We start from the raw sequence: 20,035 nt of genomic DNA on the forward strand, positions 1-20,035 counted from the left end.
CCTCCCGATAGGGAAGAGCGGCTGCGGTGTGGTGCCACCCGCTGCGGCTCATGCCACGCACGGGCAGCCGCTACAGAGGTCGGCCGATCACGCCGGAGGCCGGGGGAGAAGCTCGACGAAGGTGGTGCACGTCCCGAGCGGTTCCGTCGCTGGGCAACTGGCCTCGAACACTCTGCCGTTCGCAGTCAGCACGGTGACGTACACCACGTTGGCGCGACTCGACAGTGTCGCGTCGATCACGTTGCTCGGTCCTACCGGTTGCCAACCGCCGATGACGACCGGGTTTCCGCTCGGCGGAGTCTCCCGGACCGTCAGGACGTACGTCTGCCCGTTACAGATGACCGAGACGAACTTGTCAGGATCTTGAACTGTCGAGTCGATGTCGAAGCACCCCGAGCCCGGCACGGGCGGCTTCGGCTTCGGACACTTGTCCTTGTCGTGGTCGCCGCTGGGCATGCCCGTACGGTGCTCGCAGTCGTCGCCGCCGAGCGCTGTGTTCCTGTGCGCTGTGTCGCCGTGTCCGACAGCCGCGGCGGGAGTGGCGAGTCCGACCGCCATGACGAGCGCGAGCGAGGCGAGCTTGCCGGCCTTCCTGTACCTCTGACGCACCATCGGGCTGAGGGAGAAAGGCGTCCTGCCTTCAGGACTCATGTATGTGCTCCTTGCTTGAACGGTCCCGGGTGGTTCCCCGAATCCGGAAGGAGCTTGGCCCGCCCACGCGGCGGCCCTCGGCACACCCTGCCGTACGGGCCCGTATATCAGCAAGTCGGACCACCGGAAGTGCCCCGGTTGGGGGAGCCGCTCCGCGAAACGCGTCTCTCTCACACTGCGGACTCCCCTCTTGACGCGGGCCGCGGCCGGATCGACACTCCAAGGAGATTTCCTAGTGGACAGGTAGGGAAACATGGGGCGCCTGAGGCCGGTCATCAGCCGTGTTCGTCGCACGCGCCGGCAGTCCCTCCTGCTGACCTCCCGCCGTCACATCGATCTGCTGCGCGTCTGCAGCGCGAGCAGCCGCCGGCGCTGAGACCGGCGGAGCCACGCCGCGCCACCCCGCGCCCCCGCCATCCCGCGCCCCCGCCATCCCGCGCCGGGGAGCGCCGCCTGCCCGCGGGCCACCGCCCCCGCACCCTCGCGTCCCAGAACCCCGGGAGAGACATGTCCGCCCATGCCCTGACCGCACTCCCGTCCGCACAGCCGGTCCCCGCCTTCCGTGGCCGGATCGGCTGCGACGCGCGCAGCGGCCACTACGCCGTGCCGCGCCGCTACCGTCTCCACCTGTCCCTGGCGTGTCCGCACTGTCTGCGGATAGCCATCACGCACAGCCTGCTCGGCCTCGACGACGTCTGTCCCGTCACGCTGCTGCCCGCGGTGCCCGACGGACCCGGCGGCGAGTACTCCGCGCTGCGTCCGCTGTACGAGGCCAGTGCCCACCGCTACCCCGGAGCCGCCCTGGCACCGGTGCTCAGCGACGACTGGTCGGGCCGGATCGTCAGCACCCACGCCCCGGACATCATGCGCGACCTGGCGCGGCACTTCGGCACGGACCGCCCCGCGCTGTATCCGCAGGGGGCGAACGCCGAGATCGAGGGCGTCCAGCGGCTGTGCGAGCAGGGCATCGACGCGGCCGCCCAGCGCGCCGGACGCGTCGACGCCGACACGGAGGAACGGGAGGCCGCGCTCACCTCGCTGTTGTGCACCCTGCGGTCACTGGAGGGACGGCTCGCCCGTCAGGAGTACCTGCTCGGTGACCGGCTCACCGCAGCGGACGTGGAGTTGTGGGTCAGTCTGGTGCAGCTCGACACCGTGCACCGCTGGCACCTGGACGCCGCCGCGGTGCACCGCATCGCCGACCACCCGCACCTGTGGGCGTACGCCCGCCGACTGGCCGCCCACCCGGCCTTCGGTCCGCACCTCGACCACGCCGGTATCGCCCGGCGGCATCACGCGCACTGTCGGGGACTGGAAGCCGCGGGCGCCGCGGTGCAGATCCTGGACTGGGCCTCGCACGTCCCCAACGGCGCGTGCAGCGGGACGAGTTGAGAGGGAGAACGGCGCCGCTGGGTAAGTATCACCTGGTGGACGGACGTTGACATCGCTTGCGGCGCCTGTATTGACTTACGGCCACAAAGGTCATGAGCGTCAGCGACAAGCCCTGGCTGGCTGACCGGCAACCCTCGCACCGCGGTGGGGTGCCCCAGGTGACGACCCGACCGGATGACGTTTCGGTAAGCGCGTGGCCCCCCGGGCCGGAAAACGACGGAGACAGTGATGTACGCAGCCTCCAGGACAGCCGCAGTGCGGCTGCGTGGCTGCGTCCTGCTGTGCGCCAACCGTTCCGTCGACCTGCTCCGCGTCAACAGCGCGCTGTGTACCACCCCGGGCTCTGCCCGCTGTCGCGGCTGACGGCCTTCTGAATCCCTGACGCGCACCGCCGCCGCGGTGTGCCCTCGTTCCGTCCCACCCCCGGTGCACTCACGCTTCACCAGCCTCGTCACGCCGCGGCCCGCGCCGCCGGGCGGTGCCGTGGCGAGCCGCCCGGGGCGTCCGACTCCGCTGGAGCCTGTCATGAGTGAACCCCCCGGAGCTGCCGTGTCCCTCGCCCCGGCGCCGCCCGACGAATACACCGCGGTCAAGCCCCCCGCGATCCAGCGGGTACTGCCCCTGCGGCGGCCGGGCCGCTGGATCGCCACGGCGATCGTGCTGGTCCTCGTGGCCCAGTTCGTCCACGGCCTGGTGTCCAACCCGTTCTACCAGTGGAACCGCTTCGCCTACTGGTTCCTGCGTCCCACCCTCCTCGACGGGCTGCTCATCACGCTCGAAGTCACCGCGCTCAGTGCTGTGTTGGGCCTGCTCGGCGGAATCGTGCTCGCACTGGCCCGGCTCTCGAAGAGCCCGGTCCTGCGCGCGGTCAGCTGGACGTACGTGTGGGCGCTGCGCTCCATACCGCTGATCGTGGTGCTGATCTTCCTCTACAACTTCAGCGCCCTGTACAAGACGCTGAGCGTCGGCGTGCCCTTCGGCCCGGCCTTCTTCAGCTTCGACGAGTCCAAGCTCGCCACCGACATGGTCGTCGCCGTCGTCGGACTGAGCCTGAACGAGGCGGCGTACGCGGCGGAGGTGGTCCGTGGCGGCATCCTCTCGGTCGACCAGGGCCAGCACGAGGCGGCCGCCGCGCTCGGCCTGCCGAAGGGCCACCAGTTCAGGCGGATCGTTTTTCCGCAGGCCCTCAGGTCCATCACCCCGAACTACGTCAACCAGCTGATCGGCCTGATCAAGAGCACCTCACTGGTGTTCTATGTGTCGCTGCTCGACCTGTTCGGCTCCGCGCAGACCATGGGCAGCACCTACCCCGGCGACATCGTGCCGCTGCTGCTGGTCGTCACCGTCTGGTACCTGATCCTGACGAGCCTCGTGTCCGTCGTCCAGTTCTACGTCGAGCGGTACTACGCCCGCGGTGCCACCCGCGCACTGCTGCCGACCCCGTTGCAGAAGCTCCGCACCGGTCTCGCCGAGCTGCGGGCCCGTGCGCGCAGGGAGGCCGCCGTATGACCACCGACACGCTTCAGACCCGCCCCGCCGCCATCCAGGTGCACGACGTGCACAAGGCGTTCGGCGCCCACCAGGTGTTGCAAGGCGTGGAGTTGACCGTGCGGCCGGGCGAGGTGACCGTGATCCTCGGCCCGTCCGGCTCCGGCAAGTCCACCCTGCTGCGGGTGATCAACCACCTGGAGAAGCCCGACCGCGGCTATGTCAGCGTCGGCGGCGAACCCATCGGCGTGCGCCGGCACGGAGCCCATCTCAAGGAGCTGAGCGAGCGGGTCATCCTGGGCCAGCGCAGCCGCATCGGGTTCGTCTTCCAGAACTTCAACCTCTTCCCGCACCTGACCGTGCTGGAGAACGTGACAGCGGCGCCGGTGGCGACCGGCAAGCTGACCAAGCAGGAGGCCCGGGACCTCGCCCTCGACCTGCTCGGCCGGGTCGGACTCGCCGACAGGACCGGCGCCTACCCGCGGCAGCTGTCCGGCGGCCAGCAGCAGCGCGTCGCCATCGCCCGCGCGCTCGCCCTGCGGCCCGGCGTCATCCTCTTCGACGAACCCACCTCCGCCCTCGACCCCGAGCTCGTCGGCGAGGTGCTGGCCGTGATCAAGGACCTGGCCGGCGGCGGCACGACGCTGGTCATCGTCACCCATGAGATCGGCTTCGCCCGCGAATGCGCCGACCGGGTGATCTTCATGGACGACGGCCGGATCGTCGAACAGGGGCCGCCCGCCGATGTCCTGGACAACCCCAAGCACGAGCGGACCCGGGACTTCCTGAGCAAGGTGCTCTGAACCCGCCGGTTCCGCGTTCCTCCCCACAGCCTCCCCCCACGCCCACGCCCACGCCCACACCTCCACCGCTCACCGGCCTCAATGGGCTCGCGAAGCCGCTGGCCGACGCCGTCAACCACCTGATCAAGAACGGCCAGTACGCCAGGTGGCTCGCCGCCTGGAACCTCTCCAACGAGGCCGTCGCCAAGTCCGAGGTCAACCCGCCCGGGCTGCCGCTCGACAACTCCTGACCGAAGGGATTCCCGGAGTGCGGAACAGACGGCGGAGCGGGGCTGTTGTCGTCGACGACGAGCTGCGCGCCACGACGGCCGTACGGACGGAGGTGCAGGACGTGACCCGTACCGTGCACGCTCGCGTCCTGAACCCGTCCCGCCGTCCGCTTCTGCACTCCCGGGCCCACATCGATCTGCTGCGCGTGGCCGGCGCGCTCTGTTGCTCCTGACCGTCCCCAGCCCTCGGCCGGGGTACCCCCCATCTAGCCGCGCCCGCCCTCCGCCGCGCGCGCTCGCGTCGGCCGGCCATCTCGTACGGACTTCAGGAAGGCACCCACTCGTGTCCTCGACTTCCCCTTCCCCCTTGCACCTTGCCGTCGCCCTGGACGGCACCGGCTGGCATCCCGCCTCCTGGCGCGAGCCCGTGGCCCGGCCCCGGGACCTGTTCACGGCCGGATACTGGACCGACCTGATCACCGAGGCCGAAGGCGGTCTGCTCGACTTCGTGACCATCGAGGACGGGCTCGGACCCCAGTCCTCCCACTTCCTCGACCCGGACGAGCGCACCGACCAGGTCCGCGGACGCCTGGACGCCGTGCTCATCGCCTCCCGTGTCGCGCCACTGACCCGGCACATAGGGCTGGTGCCGACCGTGGTGGCCACCCACACGGAGCCGTTCCATATCTCCAAGGCGATCGCCACTCTGGACTACGTCAGCACGGGCCGTGCGGGCCTGCGCGTACAGATCACCGCGCGTCCGAACGAGGCCGCGCACTTCGGCCGCCGCACGATCCCGAGGATCGACGCCTACGACAGCCCCGGCGCCCAGGGCGTCGTGACCGACCTGTTCGACGAGACCGCCGACTACGTCGAGGTCGTCCGGCGCCTGTGGGACAGCTGGGAGGACGACGCCGAGATCCGGGACGTCGCCACCGGCCGCTTCATCGACCGGGACAAGCTGCACTACATCGACTTCGAGGGCAGATTCTTCAGCGTCAAGGGACCGTCCATCACGCCCCGACCGCCGCAGGGCCAGCCGATCGTCACCGCTCTCGCCCACCAGACCGTCCCCTACCGGCTGGTGGCCCGCCAGGCGGACGTCGGCTACGTCACCCCGTACGACGCCGACCAGGCCCGGGCGATCGTCGCCGAGATCCGCGCCGAGCAGGAGACGGCGGGCCGTGCCGAGGAGCCGTTGCACGTCTTCGGCGACCTCGTGGTCTTCCTGGACGACGACCCGGCCAGGGCCGCGGCCCGCAAGCAGCGCCTGGACGATCTCGCCGGACACGAGTACACCAGCGACGCCCGCGTCTTCACCGGCACCCCCGCTCAACTCGCCGATCTGCTGGAGGAGTTGCGGTCCGGAGGGCTGACCGGCTTCCGGCTGCGCCCCGCGGTCGTCGGCCATGACCTCCCGGCCATCACCCGGGGCCTGGTCCCCGAGCTCCAGCGCCGTGACGCCTTCCGCCGCGCCTACGAGTCCGACACCCTGCGCGGACTGCTCGGGCTCGCCCGCCCCGCCAACCGCTACTCCGCAGCCGTCACCGCCTGAGCCGGAGGGACCGCAGACCATGAGCAAGCCGCTGAAGCAGATCCATCTGGCCGCCCACTTCCCGGGCGTCAACAACACCACCGTGTGGAGCGACCCGGAGGCCGGCAGCCACATCGAGTTCAGCTCCTTCGTCCACTTCGCGCGCACCGCCGAGCGGGCCAAGTTCGACTTCCTGTTCCTCGCCGAAGGCCTGCGCCTGCGCGAACAGGGCGGGAAGATCTACGACCTGGACGTCGTGGGCCGCCCCGACACCTTCACCGTGCTCGCCGCCCTGGCCGCCGTCACCGACCGGCTCGGCCTGACCGGCACCATCAACTCCACGTTCAACGAGCCCTATGAGGTGGCCCGCCAGTTCGCCAGCCTCGACCATCTCTCCGGCGGACGCTCGGCGTGGAACGTCGTCACCTCCTGGGACGCCTTCACCGGCGAGAACTTCCGCCGCGGCGGCTTCCTGCCACAGGAGGACCGCTACTCCCGGGCCAAGGAGTTCCTGGCCACCGCGAACGAACTCTTCGACTCCTGGCACGGCGACGAGATCCTCGCCGACCGGGCCACCGGCACCTTCCTGCGGGACGCCAAGGCCGGCGCCTTCGTCCACCAGGGAGAGCACTTCGACATCCACGGCCGGTTCAACGTCCCGCGCAGCCCGCAGGGCCGCCCGGTCGTCTTCCAGGCGGGCGACTCCGAGGAGGGCCGCGAGTTCGCCGCGTCCAGCGCCGACGCCATCTTCAGCCGGCACGCCACCCTGGAGGCGGGCCAGGCCTTCTACGCGGACGTCAAGGGCCGTCTTGCCAAGTACGGTCGCGGACACGACCAGTTGCTCATCCTGCCCGCCGCGACCTTCGTCCTCGGCGACACGGACGCGGAGGCCGAGGATCTGGCCCGCGAGGTGCGCCGGCAACAGGTCAGCGGTGCGACGGCGATCAAGCACCTGGAGTTCGTCTGGAACCGGGACCTGTCGGCGTACGATCCGGACGGCCCGCTGCCCGACATCGACCCGAACGTGAGCGAGGAGCACATCTCCCGCGGCCGTGCGCAGGTGCGCATGTACCGCGACCCGCTGGCCACCGCCCGCGAGTGGCGGGAGCTCGCCGCCGCCAACAACTGGTCCATCCGCGACCTCGTCATCCACACCGGAAACCGGCAGACCTTCGTCGGCTCCCCGTCCACGGTCGCGAAGACCATCAACGAGTTCGTGCAGGCCGATGCCTCCGACGGCTTCATCCTGGTCCCGCACATCACCCCGGGCGGCCTGGATCCGTTCGCCGACAAGGTCGTCCCGCTCCTGCAGGAGCAGGGAGTCTTCCGCACCGACTACGAGGGCACGACCCTGCGCGACCACCTGGGGCTCGCCCACCCCGACACCGGGGCGCCCAGGGAGCGGGCGGCGTCGTAAGCGTGCCGCCCCGCGGGTCACTCCGTCCACCACGCGCGACCGCCCCGGCCGGATCGGATCCGGTCGGGGCGGTCGTCACGCGGACAGGGCTGCCGTCCTACGCGAGCGACGCCAGTGCCTCGTTCCAGGTCGCCGACGGGCGCATGACCTCGGCGGCCTTCGCCGGGTCGGGCTGGTAGTAGCCGCCGATGTCGGCCGGCTTGCCCTGGACGGCGATCAGCTCCTCGACGATCTTCTGCTCATTGGCGGCGAGCGTCTCGGCGAGCGGCTGGAAGGCCTTGGCCAGCTCGGCGTCGTCGGTCTGCCTGGCCAGCTCCTGCGCCCAGTACAGGGACAGGTAGAAGTGGCTGCCGCGGTTGTCGATGCCGCCGACGCGACGGGTCGGGGACTTGTCCTCGTTGAGGAAGGTCGCCGTGGCGCGGTCGAGGGTGTCGGCCAGCACCTGGGCACGGGCGTTGCCCGTGACCTTCGCGTACTGCTCGAAGGACGGCACCAGGGCGAAGAACTCACCGAGGGAGTCCCAGCGCAGGTAGTTCTCCTTGACCAGCTGCTGGACGTGCTTCGGGGCGGAGCCGCCGGCGCCCGTCTCGAACAGGCCGCCGCCCGCCATCAGCGGGACGACCGACAGCATCTTGGCGCTGGTGCCCAGCTCCAGGATCGGGAACAGGTCGGTCAGGTAGTCGCGCAGCACGTTGCCGGTGACGGAGATGGTGTTCTCGCCGCGGCGGATGCGCTCCACCGACAGCTTGGTCGCCTCCACGGGGGACAGGATCCGGATGTCCAGGCCCTCGGTGTCGTGCTCGGGCAGGTACTGCTCGACCTTGGCGATCAGGTTCGCGTCGTGGGCGCGGGTCTCGTCCAGCCAGAAGACGGCCGGGTCGCCGGTGGCGCGGGCGCGGGTGACGGCCAGCTTGACCCAGTCCTTGATCGGGGCGTCCTTGGTCTGGCAGGCGCGGAAGATGTCACCGGCGGAGACGGTCTGCTCGATGACCACGTCGCCGTTGCCGTCGACCAGGCGGACCGTGCCCGTGGCCGGGATCTCGAAGGTCTTGTCGTGGCTGCCGTACTCCTCGGCCTTCTGCGCCATGAGGCCGACGTTCGGAACCGAGCCCATGGTGGCCGGGTCGTAGGCGCCGTTGGCACGGCAGTCCTCGATGACGGCCTGGTAGACGCCCGCGTAGCTGGAGTCCGGCAGCACCGCGAGGGTGTCGTGCTCCTGGCCGTCCGGGCCCCACATGTGGCCGGAGGTGCGGATCATGGCCGGCATGGAGGCGTCGACGATCACGTCGGACGGGACGTGCAGGTTGGTGATGCCCTTGTCGGAGTCGACCATGGCCAGGTCCGGGCCCTCGGCGAGCTCGGCGTCGAAGGAGGCCTTGATCTCCTCGCCGTTCGGCAGGGCCTGGAGGCCCTTGAAGATGCCGCCCAGACCGTCGTTCGGGGTCAGACCGGCCGCGGCGAACGTCTCGCCGTACTTCGCGAACGTCTTCGGGAAGAAGGCGCGCACCACGTGACCGAAGATGATCGGGTCGGAGACCTTCATCATCGTGGCCTTCAGGTGAACGGAGAACAGGACGCCCTCCTCCTTGGCCTTGGCGACCTGCGCCGTGAGGAACTCGCGCAGGGCGCCGACGCGCATCACGGAGGCGTCGACGACCTCGCCCTCGAGGACCGGCACGGACTCGCGCAGCACGGTGGTCGAGCCGTCGTCGCCCTTCAGCTCGATGCGCAGCGAACCGGGCTCGGAGATCACCACGGACTTCTCCGTGGAGCGGAAGTCGTCCACGCCCATCGTCGCCACGTTCGTCTTGGACTCGGAGGTCCAGGCGCCCATGCGGTGCGGGTGGGTCTTGGCGTAGTTCTTGACCGAGGCGGGGGCCCGGCGGTCGGAGTTGCCCTCGCGCAGGACCGGGTTCACGGCGGAGCCCTTGACCTTGTCGTAACGGGCGCGGATCTCCCGCTCCTCGTCGGTCTTCGGCTCGTCCGGGTACTCCGGCAGCGCGTAGCCCTTCCCCTGCAGCTCGGCGATGGCCGCCTTCAGCTGGGGTACGGACGCCGAGATGTTCGGCAGCTTGATGATGTTGGCCGCGGGGGTCTTGGCCAGCTCGCCCAGCTCCGCGAGGTGGTCGCCGATCCGCTGGTCCTCGGTCAGGTACTCCGGGAAGACCGCGAGGATGCGCCCGGCCAGCGAGATGTCGCGGGTCTCGACGGCGACACCCGCCTTCCCGGCGTAGGCCTTGACCACCGGCAGGAAGGAATACGTCGCCAGGGCCGGGGCCTCGTCAGTGTGCGTGTAGATGATGGTCGAGTCAGTCACCGGGTGCTCCGCTCCACGTCTGCAACATTGCTCGACATCAAGATATCTCGTGCGCGGCCCCCGCTCGACAGTGGCCTGCGCCACGGACGCCCCCGGTGTCCGATCAGGAGGCCCCCGCCACCTCGCGTTCGATCCACCGGCAGATCACGTCCACCACATAGGCGTGCTCCGCGCGGCTCAGTTCCCGCCCCTTGGGGATCCCGTGCCAGCGCTGAAGGCAGGTGCGGCAGCAGGTCGCGGTCGCGTGCTGGGCGACGAAGACCGGGTGGCCCCGGTAGGGGGTCTGCTTGCCGTCCTTGTACGGTTCGGCCGGCGCCAGACGCCCCGCGACGAGGTCGTAGGCGTGCCACCGGATCGTGGAGGGGCCCTTGAGTCGGGCGGTGGCCAGGTCGCGCCCGCGCAGGTGGAACTTCGCGCGGAACGGATGGCGCGCGACGGCGTCCAGCTTCTGGTCGAGCGAGCGGGCCGTCGAAGCCGGAGTCGGGGTGTCGGGGTCTGGCGAGGACATCATGCTCTTTCGAGCATAGAGCCGCGGCTTCCCCGACTCCGGCCCGGCCGGGCCTAACCGGCCTCCGACACCCTGTCCTCGCCGCTGCGCTGCGGAGGGATGACGGCCGAGCCCTGCTGGAGCGCCACCGTCCGCGTCGGCGCCGGAATGCGGATGCCCTCGGCCCGGTACCGCTGGTGCAGGCGCTTGATGAACTCGTGCTTGATCCGGTACTGGTCGCTGAACTCGCCGACGCCCAGGATCACCGTGAAGCCGATCCGGGAGTCGCCGAAGGTGTGGAAGCGGACGGCAGGCTCATGGTCCGGGACCGCTCCGGTGATCTCCGTCATCACCTCGGCGACGACCTCGGTGGTGACCTTCTCGACGTGCTCCAGATCACTGTCGTAGGCGACGCCGACCTGGACGAGCACGGTCAGCCGCTGCTCGGGACGGGTGTAGTTGGTCATGTTCGTCTTGGCGAGCTGACCGTTGGGGATCACGACCAGGTTGTTCGAGAGCTGGCGCACGGTCGTCTGCCGCCAGTTGATGTCCACCACATAACCCTCCTCGCCGCTGCTCAGCCGGATGTAGTCGCCGGGCTGGACGGTCTTGGAGGCGAGGATGTGGACGCCCGCGAACAGGTTGGCGAGGGTGTCCTGCAGGGCCAGTGCGACCGCCAGACCGCCGACACCCAGGGCGGTGAGCAGCGGCGCGATGGAGATGCCCAGGGTCTGCAGCACCACAAGGAAGCCGATGGCCAGGACCAGGATCCGCGTGATGTTGACGAAGATCGTGGCGGATCCCGCGACTCCGGAACGGGACTGCGTGACCGTCCGCACCAGGCCCGCGACCACCCGCGCGGCGGAGAGGGTGACCACGAAGATGAGCAGCACGGTCAGGGTCTGGTTCACGTGATGCTGGACCGTCCGCGTCAGCGGCAGTACCGCGGCCGCGGCCGCCGCGCCGCCCGCGATCGCCGCCCACGGCACCACCGTGCGCAGCGCGTCCACGATCACATCGTCACCGCTCCAGCGGGTGCGCTTGGCATGCTTGGCCAGCCAGCGCAGCAGCGTGCGCGACAGGAACGCCGTCAGGAAGCCCGCGGCCAGGGCGATCCCGCCGATGATGAGGTCGTCCAGCGTCACGGCGCGGTTCACCGGTCACCTCCCGCACGAAAGGAAAGGCCCCCGGGCCGGAAGTGCTGAATCGTCACCTTGCCACCTGCTCGAATCACGGATTGCACGATCGTGTCCGGACAGATGTTCACTGTCCGGAGTGAGGATTCATCCTGCCGCATCACGGTGACGTCCCCTCACCGGGACGTCGGGAAGCGGCCATTGGCCTCGCGACGTGCGCGCGGTGTCACATGTCCGAGAACGATCCGTGCCGCCCCGCCCCGGCCGCGAACCGCGCCGCGCCCTGAAGGCCCTGGGCCAGTACGTCCACGCCGTGCCGGAGTTCGGCACGCAGGGCCGCCCGCTCGTCCAGCCCTTCCTGGTCGAGCACCGAGGCCCGGTCGCCGCGCAGGCAGGCCTGGGGGAAACGGGCGATCGCGGCGGCGAGCTCCTCCGCCTCGGCGCGGGCACGCCCCGTCGGTACGACCCGGTTGGCGAGGCCCATCTCCTGCGCCTCCCGGGCCGGGACCGGACGGCCGGTGAGGATCATGTCCATCGCCCGGCTGGTGCCGATCAGCCGCGGCAGCCGGACCGTCCCGCCGTCGATGAGCGGCACGCCCCAGCGGCGGCAGAACACCCCGAACACCGCGTCCTCCTCGGCCACCCGCAGGTCGCACCAGAGCGCCAGTTCGAGACCTCCGGCCACGGCGTGCCCCGCGACCGCCGCGATCACCGGCTTGGACAGCCGCAGCCGGGTCGGGCCCATCGGACCGTCACCGTCCTCGGTGACCCGGTTGCCGCGCCCGGTGCCGACCGCCTTGAGATCGGCGCCCGCGCAGAACGTCCCGCCCTCGCCCCACAGCACCGCCACCCGCGCCACCTCGTCCGCCTCGAACTTGCGGAACGCGGCGGCCAGTTCGGTGGCCGTCGGTCCGTCGACCGCGTTGCGGGCCTCGGGGCGGGAGAGGACGACCGTGAAGACGTGTCCCTGACGTTCGACGCGGACCGGCATCGACTGCCCCTTTCGGACGGCTCCTGGGAGGACGGGAGAGGCTCCCGAGGTTACTCCCGGGTACGGCCGGCGTCCCTCGGTCAGATCAGCAGAGTTGGGCCGCCGTCCCCGGTCAGATCACACGAGAACGGCCGACGCCCTTCGGCCAGCACCCGGGCTCGGCCGATGTCCCCCGGTCAGATCACCCTCAGCCGCACCAGCGCCCCCAGGGTCAGCGCCCCCGGCAGCAGCGGCAGCCACACCGTGATGATGCGGTACGCCAGAACCACCGCCGTCGCCACGGCCACCGGACCGCCCGCCGCGACCAGGGCCACGACCAGGGCCGCCTCCACCGAACCGATGCCGCCCGGGGTGGGCACCACGGCGACCGCGACCGTCGCCGCCAGATATGCCACCACCATGTGCACGGGCGCCACCGGGAGCGACAGCGCCCGCCCCACCGCGGCGAGCCCGGCCGCCTGCAGGGTGGGAAAGGCCAGCGAGCCACCCCACAGGGCGAGAGCCCGGGCGGGACGGGTGTGCACCGAGCGGGCCTCGCAGAGCGCGGTACGCAGGAAGGACCACACCGCCGTCCGTACCCTCCGCACCAGCAGCAGCACCGCCACCGCCCCGCACACCACCCCGGCCGCCGCGAGCAGGAGCGGCCCGGTCGCCGAGGCGGGTACCAGACCGCCGAGGTGGAGGGCGTCCGGGAAGGCGACCAGCAGCACCAGCAGCAGGCCGACCCGGGTGACGGACTCGGCGAGCAGGTACAGCGCGAGCGCCGCCGAGGAGCGGGCGAGCGGCACCCCGCACACCGTCATGAACCGCAGGTTGACCGCGCCGGCGCCGAGACCCGTGGGCAGCAGGTGGTTGGCGGCGCCCGCCGCGAACTGGGTGGCGAGCAGCCGGCGCAGAGGCAGCCGCTGCACCACCGCGCCCTGCCGGGTGAGGGCGGCCGCGACCCAGGTGAGAGAGGTGGCGCCGGCGGCGGCCACCAGCCACGGCCACTCGGCTGCCCGAAGATGGCCGAAGCCCTCCGCCAGCACCGAGCGGTGCCGCACCGCGACCACCGTCACAAGGACGAGCGGGAGCAGGCAGAGCACCTGGCGGACCGGAACACGTCTGGGGAGTCCCTGGGGGAGACGCAGGACAGTCACACCGGCAGAGGGTCTCCGCACCGCACCAACGCGAGGTTGCGTGCGCGAGGACAGCGGCTGACACGCCGGGCAAGGCACGGGAGAGCCCGCGTGCCGCTCATTGACCTCAACGAAGCTCGAGGTTCTACCGTCATTCCCATGAGCATGGAGACCACCGCCTGGCAGCAGCTGCACAGCGTCATGACCGCGCAAGCGGAGCACCGCCCCCTCGCCCGCGCCACACTGCGCCGCATCGGCGCCTTCGCCCGCCCGCACCGGCGCCGCATCGCGCATTTCGTCGTGGTGAGTGTGCTGACCGCACTGCTCGCCGTCGCCACGCCCGTGCTCGCCGGCCGCGTCGTCGACGCGATCGTGTCGCACGGCGACCGCGGCACGGTCGTGCGGCTGTCGACACTCATCGCCCTCATCGCGCTCGCCGAGGCGGCGCTCGGGATCCTCGGCCGCTGGCTCTCGGCCACGCTCGGCGAGGGTCTCATCCTCGATCTGCGGACGGCTGTGTTCGATCATGTGCAGCGCATGCCGGTCGCGTTCTTCACACGTACTCGTACGGGGGCGCTCGTCAGTCGTCTCAACAACGACGTCATCGGCGCCCAGCGGGCCTTCAGCAACACGCTGTCCGGGGTCGTCGGCAACGTGGTCACGCTGCTGCTCACGCTCGCCGTGATGCTGACCCTGTCCTGGCAGATAACCCTGCTCGCGCTGGTGCTGCTGCCGGTCTTCGTGGTCCCGGCCCGGCGGACGGGCCGCCGCATGGCCCGGTTGCAGCGGGAGGCCGCGGGTCTGAACGCGGCCATGGGCACCCGGATGACCGAGCGGTTCTCCGCGCCGGGCGCGACGCTGGTGAAGCTCTTCGGGCGGCCCGCGGAGGAGTCCGCCGAGTTCGCGGCGCGGGCCCGACGGGTGCGGGACATCGGGGTGCGTACGGCGATGGCGCAGTCCGCGTTCATCACCGCACTCACCCTCGTCTCGGCCCTGGCGCTCGCGCTCGTCTACGGCCTCGGCGGCTGGTTCGCCCTGCGCGGTTCGCTTCAGGCGGGGGCGGTCGTCTCCCTCGCCCTGCTCCTCACCAGGCTGTACGCGCCGCTCACCTCTCTCGCCGGGGCGCGCGTCGAGGTCATGAGCGCCCTCGTCAGCTTCGAGCGCGTCTTCGAGGTGCTGGACCTCGAGCCGCTCATCGAGGACCGGCCGGACGCCCGGAAGGTCCCGGACGGACCGGTGGCGGTGGAGTTCGAGGGTGTCCGCTTCGCCTACCCGGCGGCCGACAAGGTCTCCCTCGCCTCCCTGGAGGAGGTGGCGACCCTGGACACGCGGGGCGGCGCCGACGTCCTGCACGGGATCTCCTTCCGCGCCGAACCCGGCCAGACCGTCGCCCTCGTCGGCTCCTCCGGCGCCGGCAAGTCGACCATCGCCGCCCTGCTGCCCCGGCTCTACGACGTGGACGAGGGCGCCGTCCGCGTCGGCGGCGTGGACGTCCGCGACCTCGGCGCCGCGTCGCTGCGCGCGACCCTCGGCATGGTCACACAGGACGGGCACCTGTTCCACGACACGGTCCGCGCCAACCTGGTGCTGGCCCGCCCCGAGGCCACGGAGGATGAGCTGTGGGACGTGCTGTGCCGGGCCCGCCTCGAGGACCTCGTACGCTCCCTGCCCGACGGGCTCGACACCGTCGTCGGCGAGCGTGGCTACCGCCTCTCCGGCGGCGAGCGCCAGCGTCTGACCATCGCGCGCCTGCTGCTGGCCCGGCAGCGTGTCGTCATCCTCGACGAGGCCACCGCCCACCTGGACAACACCTCCGAGGCGGCCGTCCAGGAGGCCCTGACGGAGGCCCTTCAGGGCCGTACCGCCGTCGTCATCGCCCACCGCCTGTCCACCGTGCGGGCCGCCGACCTGATCCTCGTGGTCGAGTCCGGGCGGATCGTGGAGCGGGGCACGCACGAGCAGCTCCTCGCGGCGGGCGGCCGGTACACCGAGCTGTACCGGACCCAGTTCGAGAGGGCGGTCCCGCCGATGGAGCCGCGGACCGGGACGCGGACGGAGACAGCGGCGCAGACCCGGCCGGAAACCGCGGCGGAAGCCGTGGCCTAGGACCGGCGGGGTTCCAGGGGCGGTGCCGGGAGCCGTCGCGGTGGGCATCCGGCCCGCCGTGACCGTAGCGTGAAGGGGCGGCCACCAGGGGAGGGGCGGGAAGGGAGACGGTGACGATGCCGGACATCGACTACGCGGCCCTGTTCGCCGCCACACCGAGCCCCTACCTGGTGCTGGGAACCGACCTGGTCATCGTGGAGGTCAACCAGGCGTACCTGGACGCGACCAGGCGGACCCGCGAGGACCTGATCGGACGGCACGTCTTCGACGCCTTCCCCGACAACCCGGACGACCCCGACGCCGACGGGGTGCGGAACCTGAACGCCTCGCTGCACCGGGTCCTGATCACCAGGCAGTCCGACACCATGGCGCTGCAGAAGTACGACATCCCCATCATGGGCCGCCCCGGGGTCTTCGAGGAGCGGTGGTGGTCCCCGATCAACACGCCGATCCTCCGGTCGGACGGCAGCGTCGGCTCGATCATCCACCGGGTGGAGGACGTGACCGCGTACGTCCAGACCCACGGTGCGCGTCACTGGGGGATGTCGGACAAGCTCACCGAGCGCGAGGCGCTGGAGGCCGAGCTGTACGCACGGGCGCGCGAGCTGCAGCGGCTGAACGAGGAGCTGCGCCAGGCGCACCGGCGGGAGCGCGTGGTGGCCCTCACCCTGCAGGAGGCCATGCTCCAGGCCCCCGACCTCGCCCACCACGAGAACGTCGCCGTGCGCTACCTGCCCGCCACCGGATCGCTGAACGTGTGCGGCGACTGGTACGACCTGGTCGACCTGCCCGACGACCGCTTCGCGGTGGCCGTCGGCGATGTCGTCGGCCACGGCCTGGAGGCCGCCGCGGTCATGGGCATGCTCCGCAGCGCGCTCAGCGCGGCCACCCGTGCCCTGGAGCGGCCCGCCCAGGCCCTGGAGGTGCTGGGCCTGTACGCCCGCTCCGTCGAGGGCGCGCTCAACACCACCGCCGTCAAGGTGATGGTCGAGCCCCGCAGCCAGCTGCTCATCTACAGCAGCGCGGGTCACCCGCCTCCGGTCCTGGTCCATCAGGACGGCTCCTGCGAGTTGCTGGACCGGGCCACCGACCCACCGCTGGGCGCCCGGCCCCAGCATGTGCCCCGGCCGCAGGCCGGCCAGACCTACCTCCCCGGCGACACGCTCGTCCTCTACACCGACGGACTGATCGAACGCCGCGACCAGAGCATAGAAGCGGGCCTGAACCGCCTGAAGGACGTCCTGTGCCGCCAGTGCTCCCTCAGTCCGGAACGCCTCGCCGACGCCCTGCTGGCCCGGCTGGGCGTGGCCGGCGGGGCCCGCGACGACATCGCCCTGGTCGTCGTCCGGCTGTGACCCTCCGGCCCAGAACCTGGCGGATGCGGCGCCGAGGGCCCTGTGTCGAGAAGTGAGGACCGGGTACTCAGACGGGCACGGAAGGGCTGCCCGGGAGCGACGGCACCGGGCACTGCCCGGGACGGCAATGGAGTGGCCATGACACAGCACGGGGATCACGCGACCCCTGCCCGGCGATCGGAGGTGCGCGAACTGCGTCCGGCGACGACGAATTCCGAACGGTCCGGCGCGGAGCCGGGCGAGCGGCAGCAACTGCCGCACGACCGTCACCAGGCGATCCTCGAGGCGACCAAACGGGTCGGCGCCGTGCTCAAGAGCAAGGGGCACACTTTCGCGCTGGCCGGAAGCGTGGCCGTCTACGCCCACGGCGGCAGCCAGAACCTGCAGCACGACGCCGACTTCTGCGTGCGGCCCGAGGACGCCGAAGCGGTGGCGGACACGCTGAGCGAAGCCGGTCTGACCGTCTACCGTCCGCCGGAGGACTGGCTGCTCAAGGCCAAGTGCTTCGACCAGGACATCGACGTCATCTTCGAGTTGGCGCACCGGCCCGTCACCACGGACATGCTCTCCCGTGCGCAGGAGCTCTCCGTCGCCTCGGTGCGCATGCCCGTGCTCTCTCCCACGGACCTGCTGTGGAGTCTGATCGCCGCCTTCTCCGAGCACCACTGCGACTTCGGCGCGGTGCTGCCCGTCGCCCGCGCGCTGCGCGAGAAGGTCGACTGGGAGCGGGTGCGGCAGGACTGTGGCGACGAACCCATGCCCGCCGCCTTCTTCTTCCTCCTCGAACGCCTGAACGTCATCGCCCCGCGCAAGGAGGCACCATGACCCAGCACGGCTCAGAGCAGGCACCACCCGGTGCCGCACCCGCTCTGAACACGGAGTACCGCGTCGCCCACCTCCTGGAGCACCTGGCCGGGGGGCACCCCGGTGAGCTGGGGGTCCGGGTCGAGGTGCGCGGCGAGGCGGTGCTGCTGACCGGCACGGTCGCCTCCGCCCAGTGCCGTGACGAAATCCTCGGCATGGTCCGCGAGGAACTGGCCGGCATCCCGGTCCACTACGACATCGTCGTCGCGGACACCTCGTCCCCCGACCATGCGGAGGAGCTCACATGATCCGCGTGGCAGCCGTCGGGGACATCCACATGGGGGCCGACAGCCGGGGAGTGCTGCGGCCGGCGTTCGAGTCCCTGCCCGAGTGCGCAGACCTGCTGCTGCTGGCCGGGGACCTCACCCGCCACGGGACGCCGGAGGAGGCCCGCGTGGTGGCCGGGGAGATCCAGGACCTCGCCGTCCCCGTCGTGGCCGTGCTCGGCAACCACGACCACCACGACGAGCGTCCGGACGAGGTCACCGCCATCCTCCGGGAGGCCGGGGCGTGGGTCCTCGAGGGAGAGGGAGCCGTCGTGGAGGCCGGGGGCTCGCGCGTCGGCGTGGCCGGCACCAAGGGGTTCTGCGGCGGATTCGTCGGCCGCAGCGCCGGGGAGTTCGGTGAGCCGCTGATGAAGGAGTTCGTGCGGACCTCGCGCCGCTCGGCCGACGCCCTGCGCAAGGCGCTGGAGGAGCTGGACGGGCAGGGCTGCGACGCCCGGATCGCCCTCACCCACTATTCGCCCGTGCCGGAGACACTGGCCGGCGAACCCCTGGAGATCTATCCGTTCCTCGGGACCTATCTGCTGGCCGAGGCGATCGACACGGCCGGCGCGGACCTCGCGGTCCACGGACACGCGCACGCCGGCACGGAACACGGCATGACCACCGGCGGCGTCAAGGTGCGCAATGTCGCCCAGCCGGTCATCGGGCGTGCCTTCCGCGTCTACCACCTGCGGACGCGGGAACCGGTAGGCGCCGGCGCCGCCGGCTGAGCACCGGCCCGGGGCCTCTCTGCCTGCCGTCCGGGGGCTGCGCGACACCCCCGGACCGGCAGTGGCGCCGGCAGTCCCGCCGGGGCGTCGGGCGCCACCGACGTGCCGTGCTACGCCTTCGGCCGGCGGGCCGTCGTCCGCGTCACGGTCTCCGGTCTCTTGTGGGAATCGGTCGCCATCTCCTCGGAGTCGAGTATGTGTTCCCCATACAGATCGTGCAGCCAGTTGGCCTGGTAGATGGTGTCGAGATAGCGCTCGCCGAGGTCCGGAGCGATGGCGACCGCGGTGAGGTCCCGGGTGTCGTGCCGGGACAGCCAGTCCAGGGCGCCGCTGACCACCGTCCCGGTGGAGCCGCCGAACAGGAACCCGCGCCGGGCCAGCCGGTGGCAGGCACGGATGGTGTCCGCCTCCTCGACCCGGATCACCTCGTCGACGTACGACTCGTCGAGCAGCGGCGGGCGCATGCTCATGCCGAGGCCGGGGATCATCCGGCGGCCCGGTTCACCGCCGAAGGCCACCGATCCCACCGCGTCCACCGCGACGATGTGCACCGGGCGGTGCCACTGGCGGAAGTAGCGCGCGCAGCCCATCAGCGTCCCGGTGGTGCCCGCCCCGACGAACAGCACGTCAAGGCGCGGGAACTGGGACGCGATCTCCGGAGCCGTCTTGCGGTAGTGCGCGCGCCAGTTGCCCGGGTTGGTGTACTGGCTGAGCCACACGTACCGGTCGTCGGTGTCGCACAGCGCGCGGACGTACTCGATCCGCGCGCCGAGGAACCCGCCGTTGGCGTCCAGGTCGGAGATGATGTGCACCTTGCTGCCCAGGGCCTCCATCAGCAGCCTGGTCGACAGGTTGCAGCGGGAGTCCGTCACACACAGAAACCGGTAGCCCTTGCTCGCGGCGATCATGCTGAGCGCCACGCCCAGGTTCCCCGACGAGGACTCGACCAGTATCGAATCCGGCGTCAGGAGACCGTCCCTCTCGGCGGCTTCGACCATCTCGGTCGCGGCCTTCAACTTGATCGAACCGGCGAAGTTGAAGCCCTCGCACTTCAGATAGAGGGGGCGGCCGAAGATCGACCGCAGGTCGACGTACAGCTGGCTCTCGTTGAAGGCATGGGGAGCGGAGATGACAGGCACGGTGGCCTCCTGATGCCAGGGCTGAGGGGTG

General features: G+C 71.0%; 18 protein-coding genes, 1 pseudogene and 1 riboswitch. Of the genes and pseudogenes, 12 read left to right on the forward strand and 7 right to left on the reverse strand.

Features of this window, described 5'->3' with window-relative positions; genetic code table 11:
• Positions 1 to 87: 87 nt before the first annotated feature.
• The gene (locus ACZ7L1_RS12970) at positions 88 to 651 is read right to left on the reverse strand and encodes a hypothetical protein (protein ID WP_471436683.1); all 564 of its coding nucleotides are present in this window, start codon (positions 649 to 651) and stop codon (positions 88 to 90) included.
• Positions 652 to 1,158: 507 nt separating this feature from the next.
• Between ACZ7L1_RS12970 and ACZ7L1_RS12975 the strand changes: the two genes are divergently transcribed.
• The 7 genes and pseudogenes from ACZ7L1_RS12975 (at position 1,159) to ACZ7L1_RS13005 (ending at position 7,494) form a co-directional block, all read left to right on the forward strand.
• Positions 1,159 to 2,043, forward strand: coding sequence for a glutathione S-transferase C-terminal domain-containing protein (locus tag ACZ7L1_RS12975; protein WP_471436685.1), 885 nt, complete (start codon positions 1,159 to 1,161; stop codon positions 2,041 to 2,043).
• Positions 2,044 to 2,131: 88 nt separating this feature from the next.
• A riboswitch (SAM riboswitch) is annotated at positions 2,132 to 2,241 on the forward strand.
• A gap of 327 nt (positions 2,242 to 2,568) precedes the next feature.
• Entirely contained in the window at positions 2,569 to 3,552 is a 984-nt protein-coding gene (locus tag ACZ7L1_RS12980) for an amino acid ABC transporter permease (protein ID WP_471436687.1), read from the forward strand.
• On the forward strand, positions 3,549 to 4,334 hold the full coding sequence (locus ACZ7L1_RS12985; RefSeq protein WP_471436688.1) for an amino acid ABC transporter ATP-binding protein: 786 nt from the start codon (positions 3,549 to 3,551) through the stop codon (positions 4,332 to 4,334). Before ACZ7L1_RS12980 ends, ACZ7L1_RS12985 begins: the two co-directional genes overlap by 4 nt.
• A gap of 80 nt (positions 4,335 to 4,414) precedes the next feature.
• Positions 4,415 to 4,564: pseudogene (locus ACZ7L1_RS12990) on the forward strand (ABC transporter substrate-binding protein); the annotation flags it as partial.
• Positions 4,565 to 4,581: 17 nt separating this feature from the next.
• The gene (locus ACZ7L1_RS12995) at positions 4,582 to 4,776 is read left to right on the forward strand and encodes a putative leader peptide (RefSeq protein ID WP_471436689.1); all 195 of its coding nucleotides are present in this window, start codon (positions 4,582 to 4,584) and stop codon (positions 4,774 to 4,776) included.
• Between the two features lie 110 nt (positions 4,777 to 4,886).
• Positions 4,887 to 6,098, forward strand: coding sequence for an LLM class flavin-dependent oxidoreductase (locus ACZ7L1_RS13000; protein ID WP_471436691.1), 1,212 nt, complete (start codon positions 4,887 to 4,889; stop codon positions 6,096 to 6,098).
• A 19-nt stretch (positions 6,099 to 6,117) separates the two neighbouring features.
• Positions 6,118 to 7,494: an NtaA/DmoA family FMN-dependent monooxygenase gene (locus ACZ7L1_RS13005; protein WP_471436693.1), complete on the forward strand. Its 1,377-nt coding sequence runs from the start codon at positions 6,118 to 6,120 to the stop codon at positions 7,492 to 7,494.
• 97 nt (positions 7,495 to 7,591) lie between these two features.
• Here ACZ7L1_RS13005 and ACZ7L1_RS13010 read toward each other — a convergent pair whose 3' ends face one another.
• From ACZ7L1_RS13010 to ACZ7L1_RS13030, 5 genes are all read right to left on the reverse strand, one after another.
• Positions 7,592 to 9,811: an NADP-dependent isocitrate dehydrogenase gene (locus ACZ7L1_RS13010; RefSeq protein WP_471436695.1), complete on the reverse strand. Its 2,220-nt coding sequence runs from the start codon at positions 9,809 to 9,811 to the stop codon at positions 7,592 to 7,594.
• A gap of 103 nt (positions 9,812 to 9,914) precedes the next feature.
• Positions 9,915 to 10,322, reverse strand: coding sequence for a DUF4186 domain-containing protein (locus ACZ7L1_RS13015; RefSeq protein ID WP_471436697.1), 408 nt, complete (start codon positions 10,320 to 10,322; stop codon positions 9,915 to 9,917).
• A gap of 50 nt (positions 10,323 to 10,372) precedes the next feature.
• Complete coding sequence (locus tag ACZ7L1_RS13020; RefSeq protein ID WP_471436698.1) at positions 10,373 to 11,455, reverse strand: mechanosensitive ion channel family protein; 1,083 nt, start codon at positions 11,453 to 11,455, stop codon at positions 10,373 to 10,375.
• Positions 11,456 to 11,660: 205 nt separating this feature from the next.
• Positions 11,661 to 12,425: a crotonase/enoyl-CoA hydratase family protein gene (locus tag ACZ7L1_RS13025; protein ID WP_471436700.1), complete on the reverse strand. Its 765-nt coding sequence runs from the start codon at positions 12,423 to 12,425 to the stop codon at positions 11,661 to 11,663.
• A 176-nt stretch (positions 12,426 to 12,601) separates the two neighbouring features.
• Positions 12,602 to 13,564 (reverse strand): lysylphosphatidylglycerol synthase transmembrane domain-containing protein, encoded by a 963-nt coding sequence (locus tag ACZ7L1_RS13030; protein ID WP_471436702.1) that lies wholly within the window; start codon positions 13,562 to 13,564, stop codon positions 12,602 to 12,604.
• Between the two features lie 144 nt (positions 13,565 to 13,708).
• Here ACZ7L1_RS13030 and ACZ7L1_RS13035 point away from each other — a divergent pair, with 144 nt between their 5' ends.
• From ACZ7L1_RS13035 to ACZ7L1_RS13055, 5 genes are all read left to right on the forward strand, one after another.
• Entirely contained in the window at positions 13,709 to 15,649 is a 1,941-nt protein-coding gene (locus tag ACZ7L1_RS13035) for an ABC transporter ATP-binding protein (protein ID WP_471436940.1), read from the forward strand.
• Between the two features lie 116 nt (positions 15,650 to 15,765).
• Positions 15,766 to 17,004 (forward strand): PP2C family protein-serine/threonine phosphatase, encoded by a 1,239-nt coding sequence (locus tag ACZ7L1_RS13040; RefSeq protein ID WP_471436703.1) that lies wholly within the window; start codon positions 15,766 to 15,768, stop codon positions 17,002 to 17,004.
• Between the two features lie 138 nt (positions 17,005 to 17,142).
• Positions 17,143 to 17,829: a nucleotidyltransferase family protein gene (locus ACZ7L1_RS13045; RefSeq protein WP_471436705.1), complete on the forward strand. Its 687-nt coding sequence runs from the start codon at positions 17,143 to 17,145 to the stop codon at positions 17,827 to 17,829.
• On the forward strand, positions 17,826 to 18,116 hold the full coding sequence (locus ACZ7L1_RS13050; protein ID WP_471436707.1) for a BON domain-containing protein: 291 nt from the start codon (positions 17,826 to 17,828) through the stop codon (positions 18,114 to 18,116). Before ACZ7L1_RS13045 ends, ACZ7L1_RS13050 begins: the two co-directional genes overlap by 4 nt.
• The gene (locus tag ACZ7L1_RS13055; protein WP_471436708.1) at positions 18,113 to 18,865 is read left to right on the forward strand and encodes a metallophosphoesterase family protein; all 753 of its coding nucleotides are present in this window, start codon (positions 18,113 to 18,115) and stop codon (positions 18,863 to 18,865) included. The genes ACZ7L1_RS13050 and ACZ7L1_RS13055 overlap by 4 nt, the downstream gene beginning before the upstream one ends.
• A gap of 110 nt (positions 18,866 to 18,975) precedes the next feature.
• Here the strand turns inward: ACZ7L1_RS13055 and sbnA are convergent, their stop codons facing one another.
• Entirely contained in the window at positions 18,976 to 20,004 is a 1,029-nt protein-coding gene (gene sbnA, locus ACZ7L1_RS13060) for a 2,3-diaminopropionate biosynthesis protein SbnA (protein WP_471436710.1), read from the reverse strand.
• Positions 20,005 to 20,035 lie beyond the last annotated feature (31 nt).

This window comes from Streptomyces sp. NPDC107546 (assembly GCF_055639175.1).

Excerpts from the sequence above, each read along its gene's own strand:
- ACZ7L1_RS12970 (WP_471436683.1), bottom strand. The coding sequence starts at position 651 with ATGAGTCCTGAAGGCAGGACGCCTTTCTCCCTCAGCCCGATGGTGCGT.
- ACZ7L1_RS12975 (WP_471436685.1), top strand. The coding sequence starts at position 1,159 with ATGTCCGCCCATGCCCTGACCGCACTCCCGTCCGCACAGCCGGTCCCC.
- ACZ7L1_RS12980 (WP_471436687.1), top strand. The coding sequence starts at position 2,569 with ATGAGTGAACCCCCCGGAGCTGCCGTGTCCCTCGCCCCGGCGCCGCCC.
- ACZ7L1_RS12985 (WP_471436688.1), top strand. The coding sequence starts at position 3,549 with ATGACCACCGACACGCTTCAGACCCGCCCCGCCGCCATCCAGGTGCAC.
- ACZ7L1_RS13005 (WP_471436693.1), top strand. The coding sequence starts at position 6,118 with ATGAGCAAGCCGCTGAAGCAGATCCATCTGGCCGCCCACTTCCCGGGC.
- ACZ7L1_RS13015 (WP_471436697.1), bottom strand. The coding sequence starts at position 10,322 with ATGATGTCCTCGCCAGACCCCGACACCCCGACTCCGGCTTCGACGGCC.
- ACZ7L1_RS13025 (WP_471436700.1), bottom strand. The coding sequence starts at position 12,425 with ATGCCGGTCCGCGTCGAACGTCAGGGACACGTCTTCACGGTCGTCCTC.
- ACZ7L1_RS13035 (WP_471436940.1), top strand. The coding sequence starts at position 13,709 with ATGGAGACCACCGCCTGGCAGCAGCTGCACAGCGTCATGACCGCGCAA.
- ACZ7L1_RS13040 (WP_471436703.1), top strand. The coding sequence starts at position 15,766 with ATGCCGGACATCGACTACGCGGCCCTGTTCGCCGCCACACCGAGCCCC.
- ACZ7L1_RS13045 (WP_471436705.1), top strand. The coding sequence starts at position 17,143 with ATGACACAGCACGGGGATCACGCGACCCCTGCCCGGCGATCGGAGGTG.
- ACZ7L1_RS13050 (WP_471436707.1), top strand. The coding sequence starts at position 17,826 with ATGACCCAGCACGGCTCAGAGCAGGCACCACCCGGTGCCGCACCCGCT.
- ACZ7L1_RS13055 (WP_471436708.1), top strand. The coding sequence starts at position 18,113 with ATGATCCGCGTGGCAGCCGTCGGGGACATCCACATGGGGGCCGACAGC.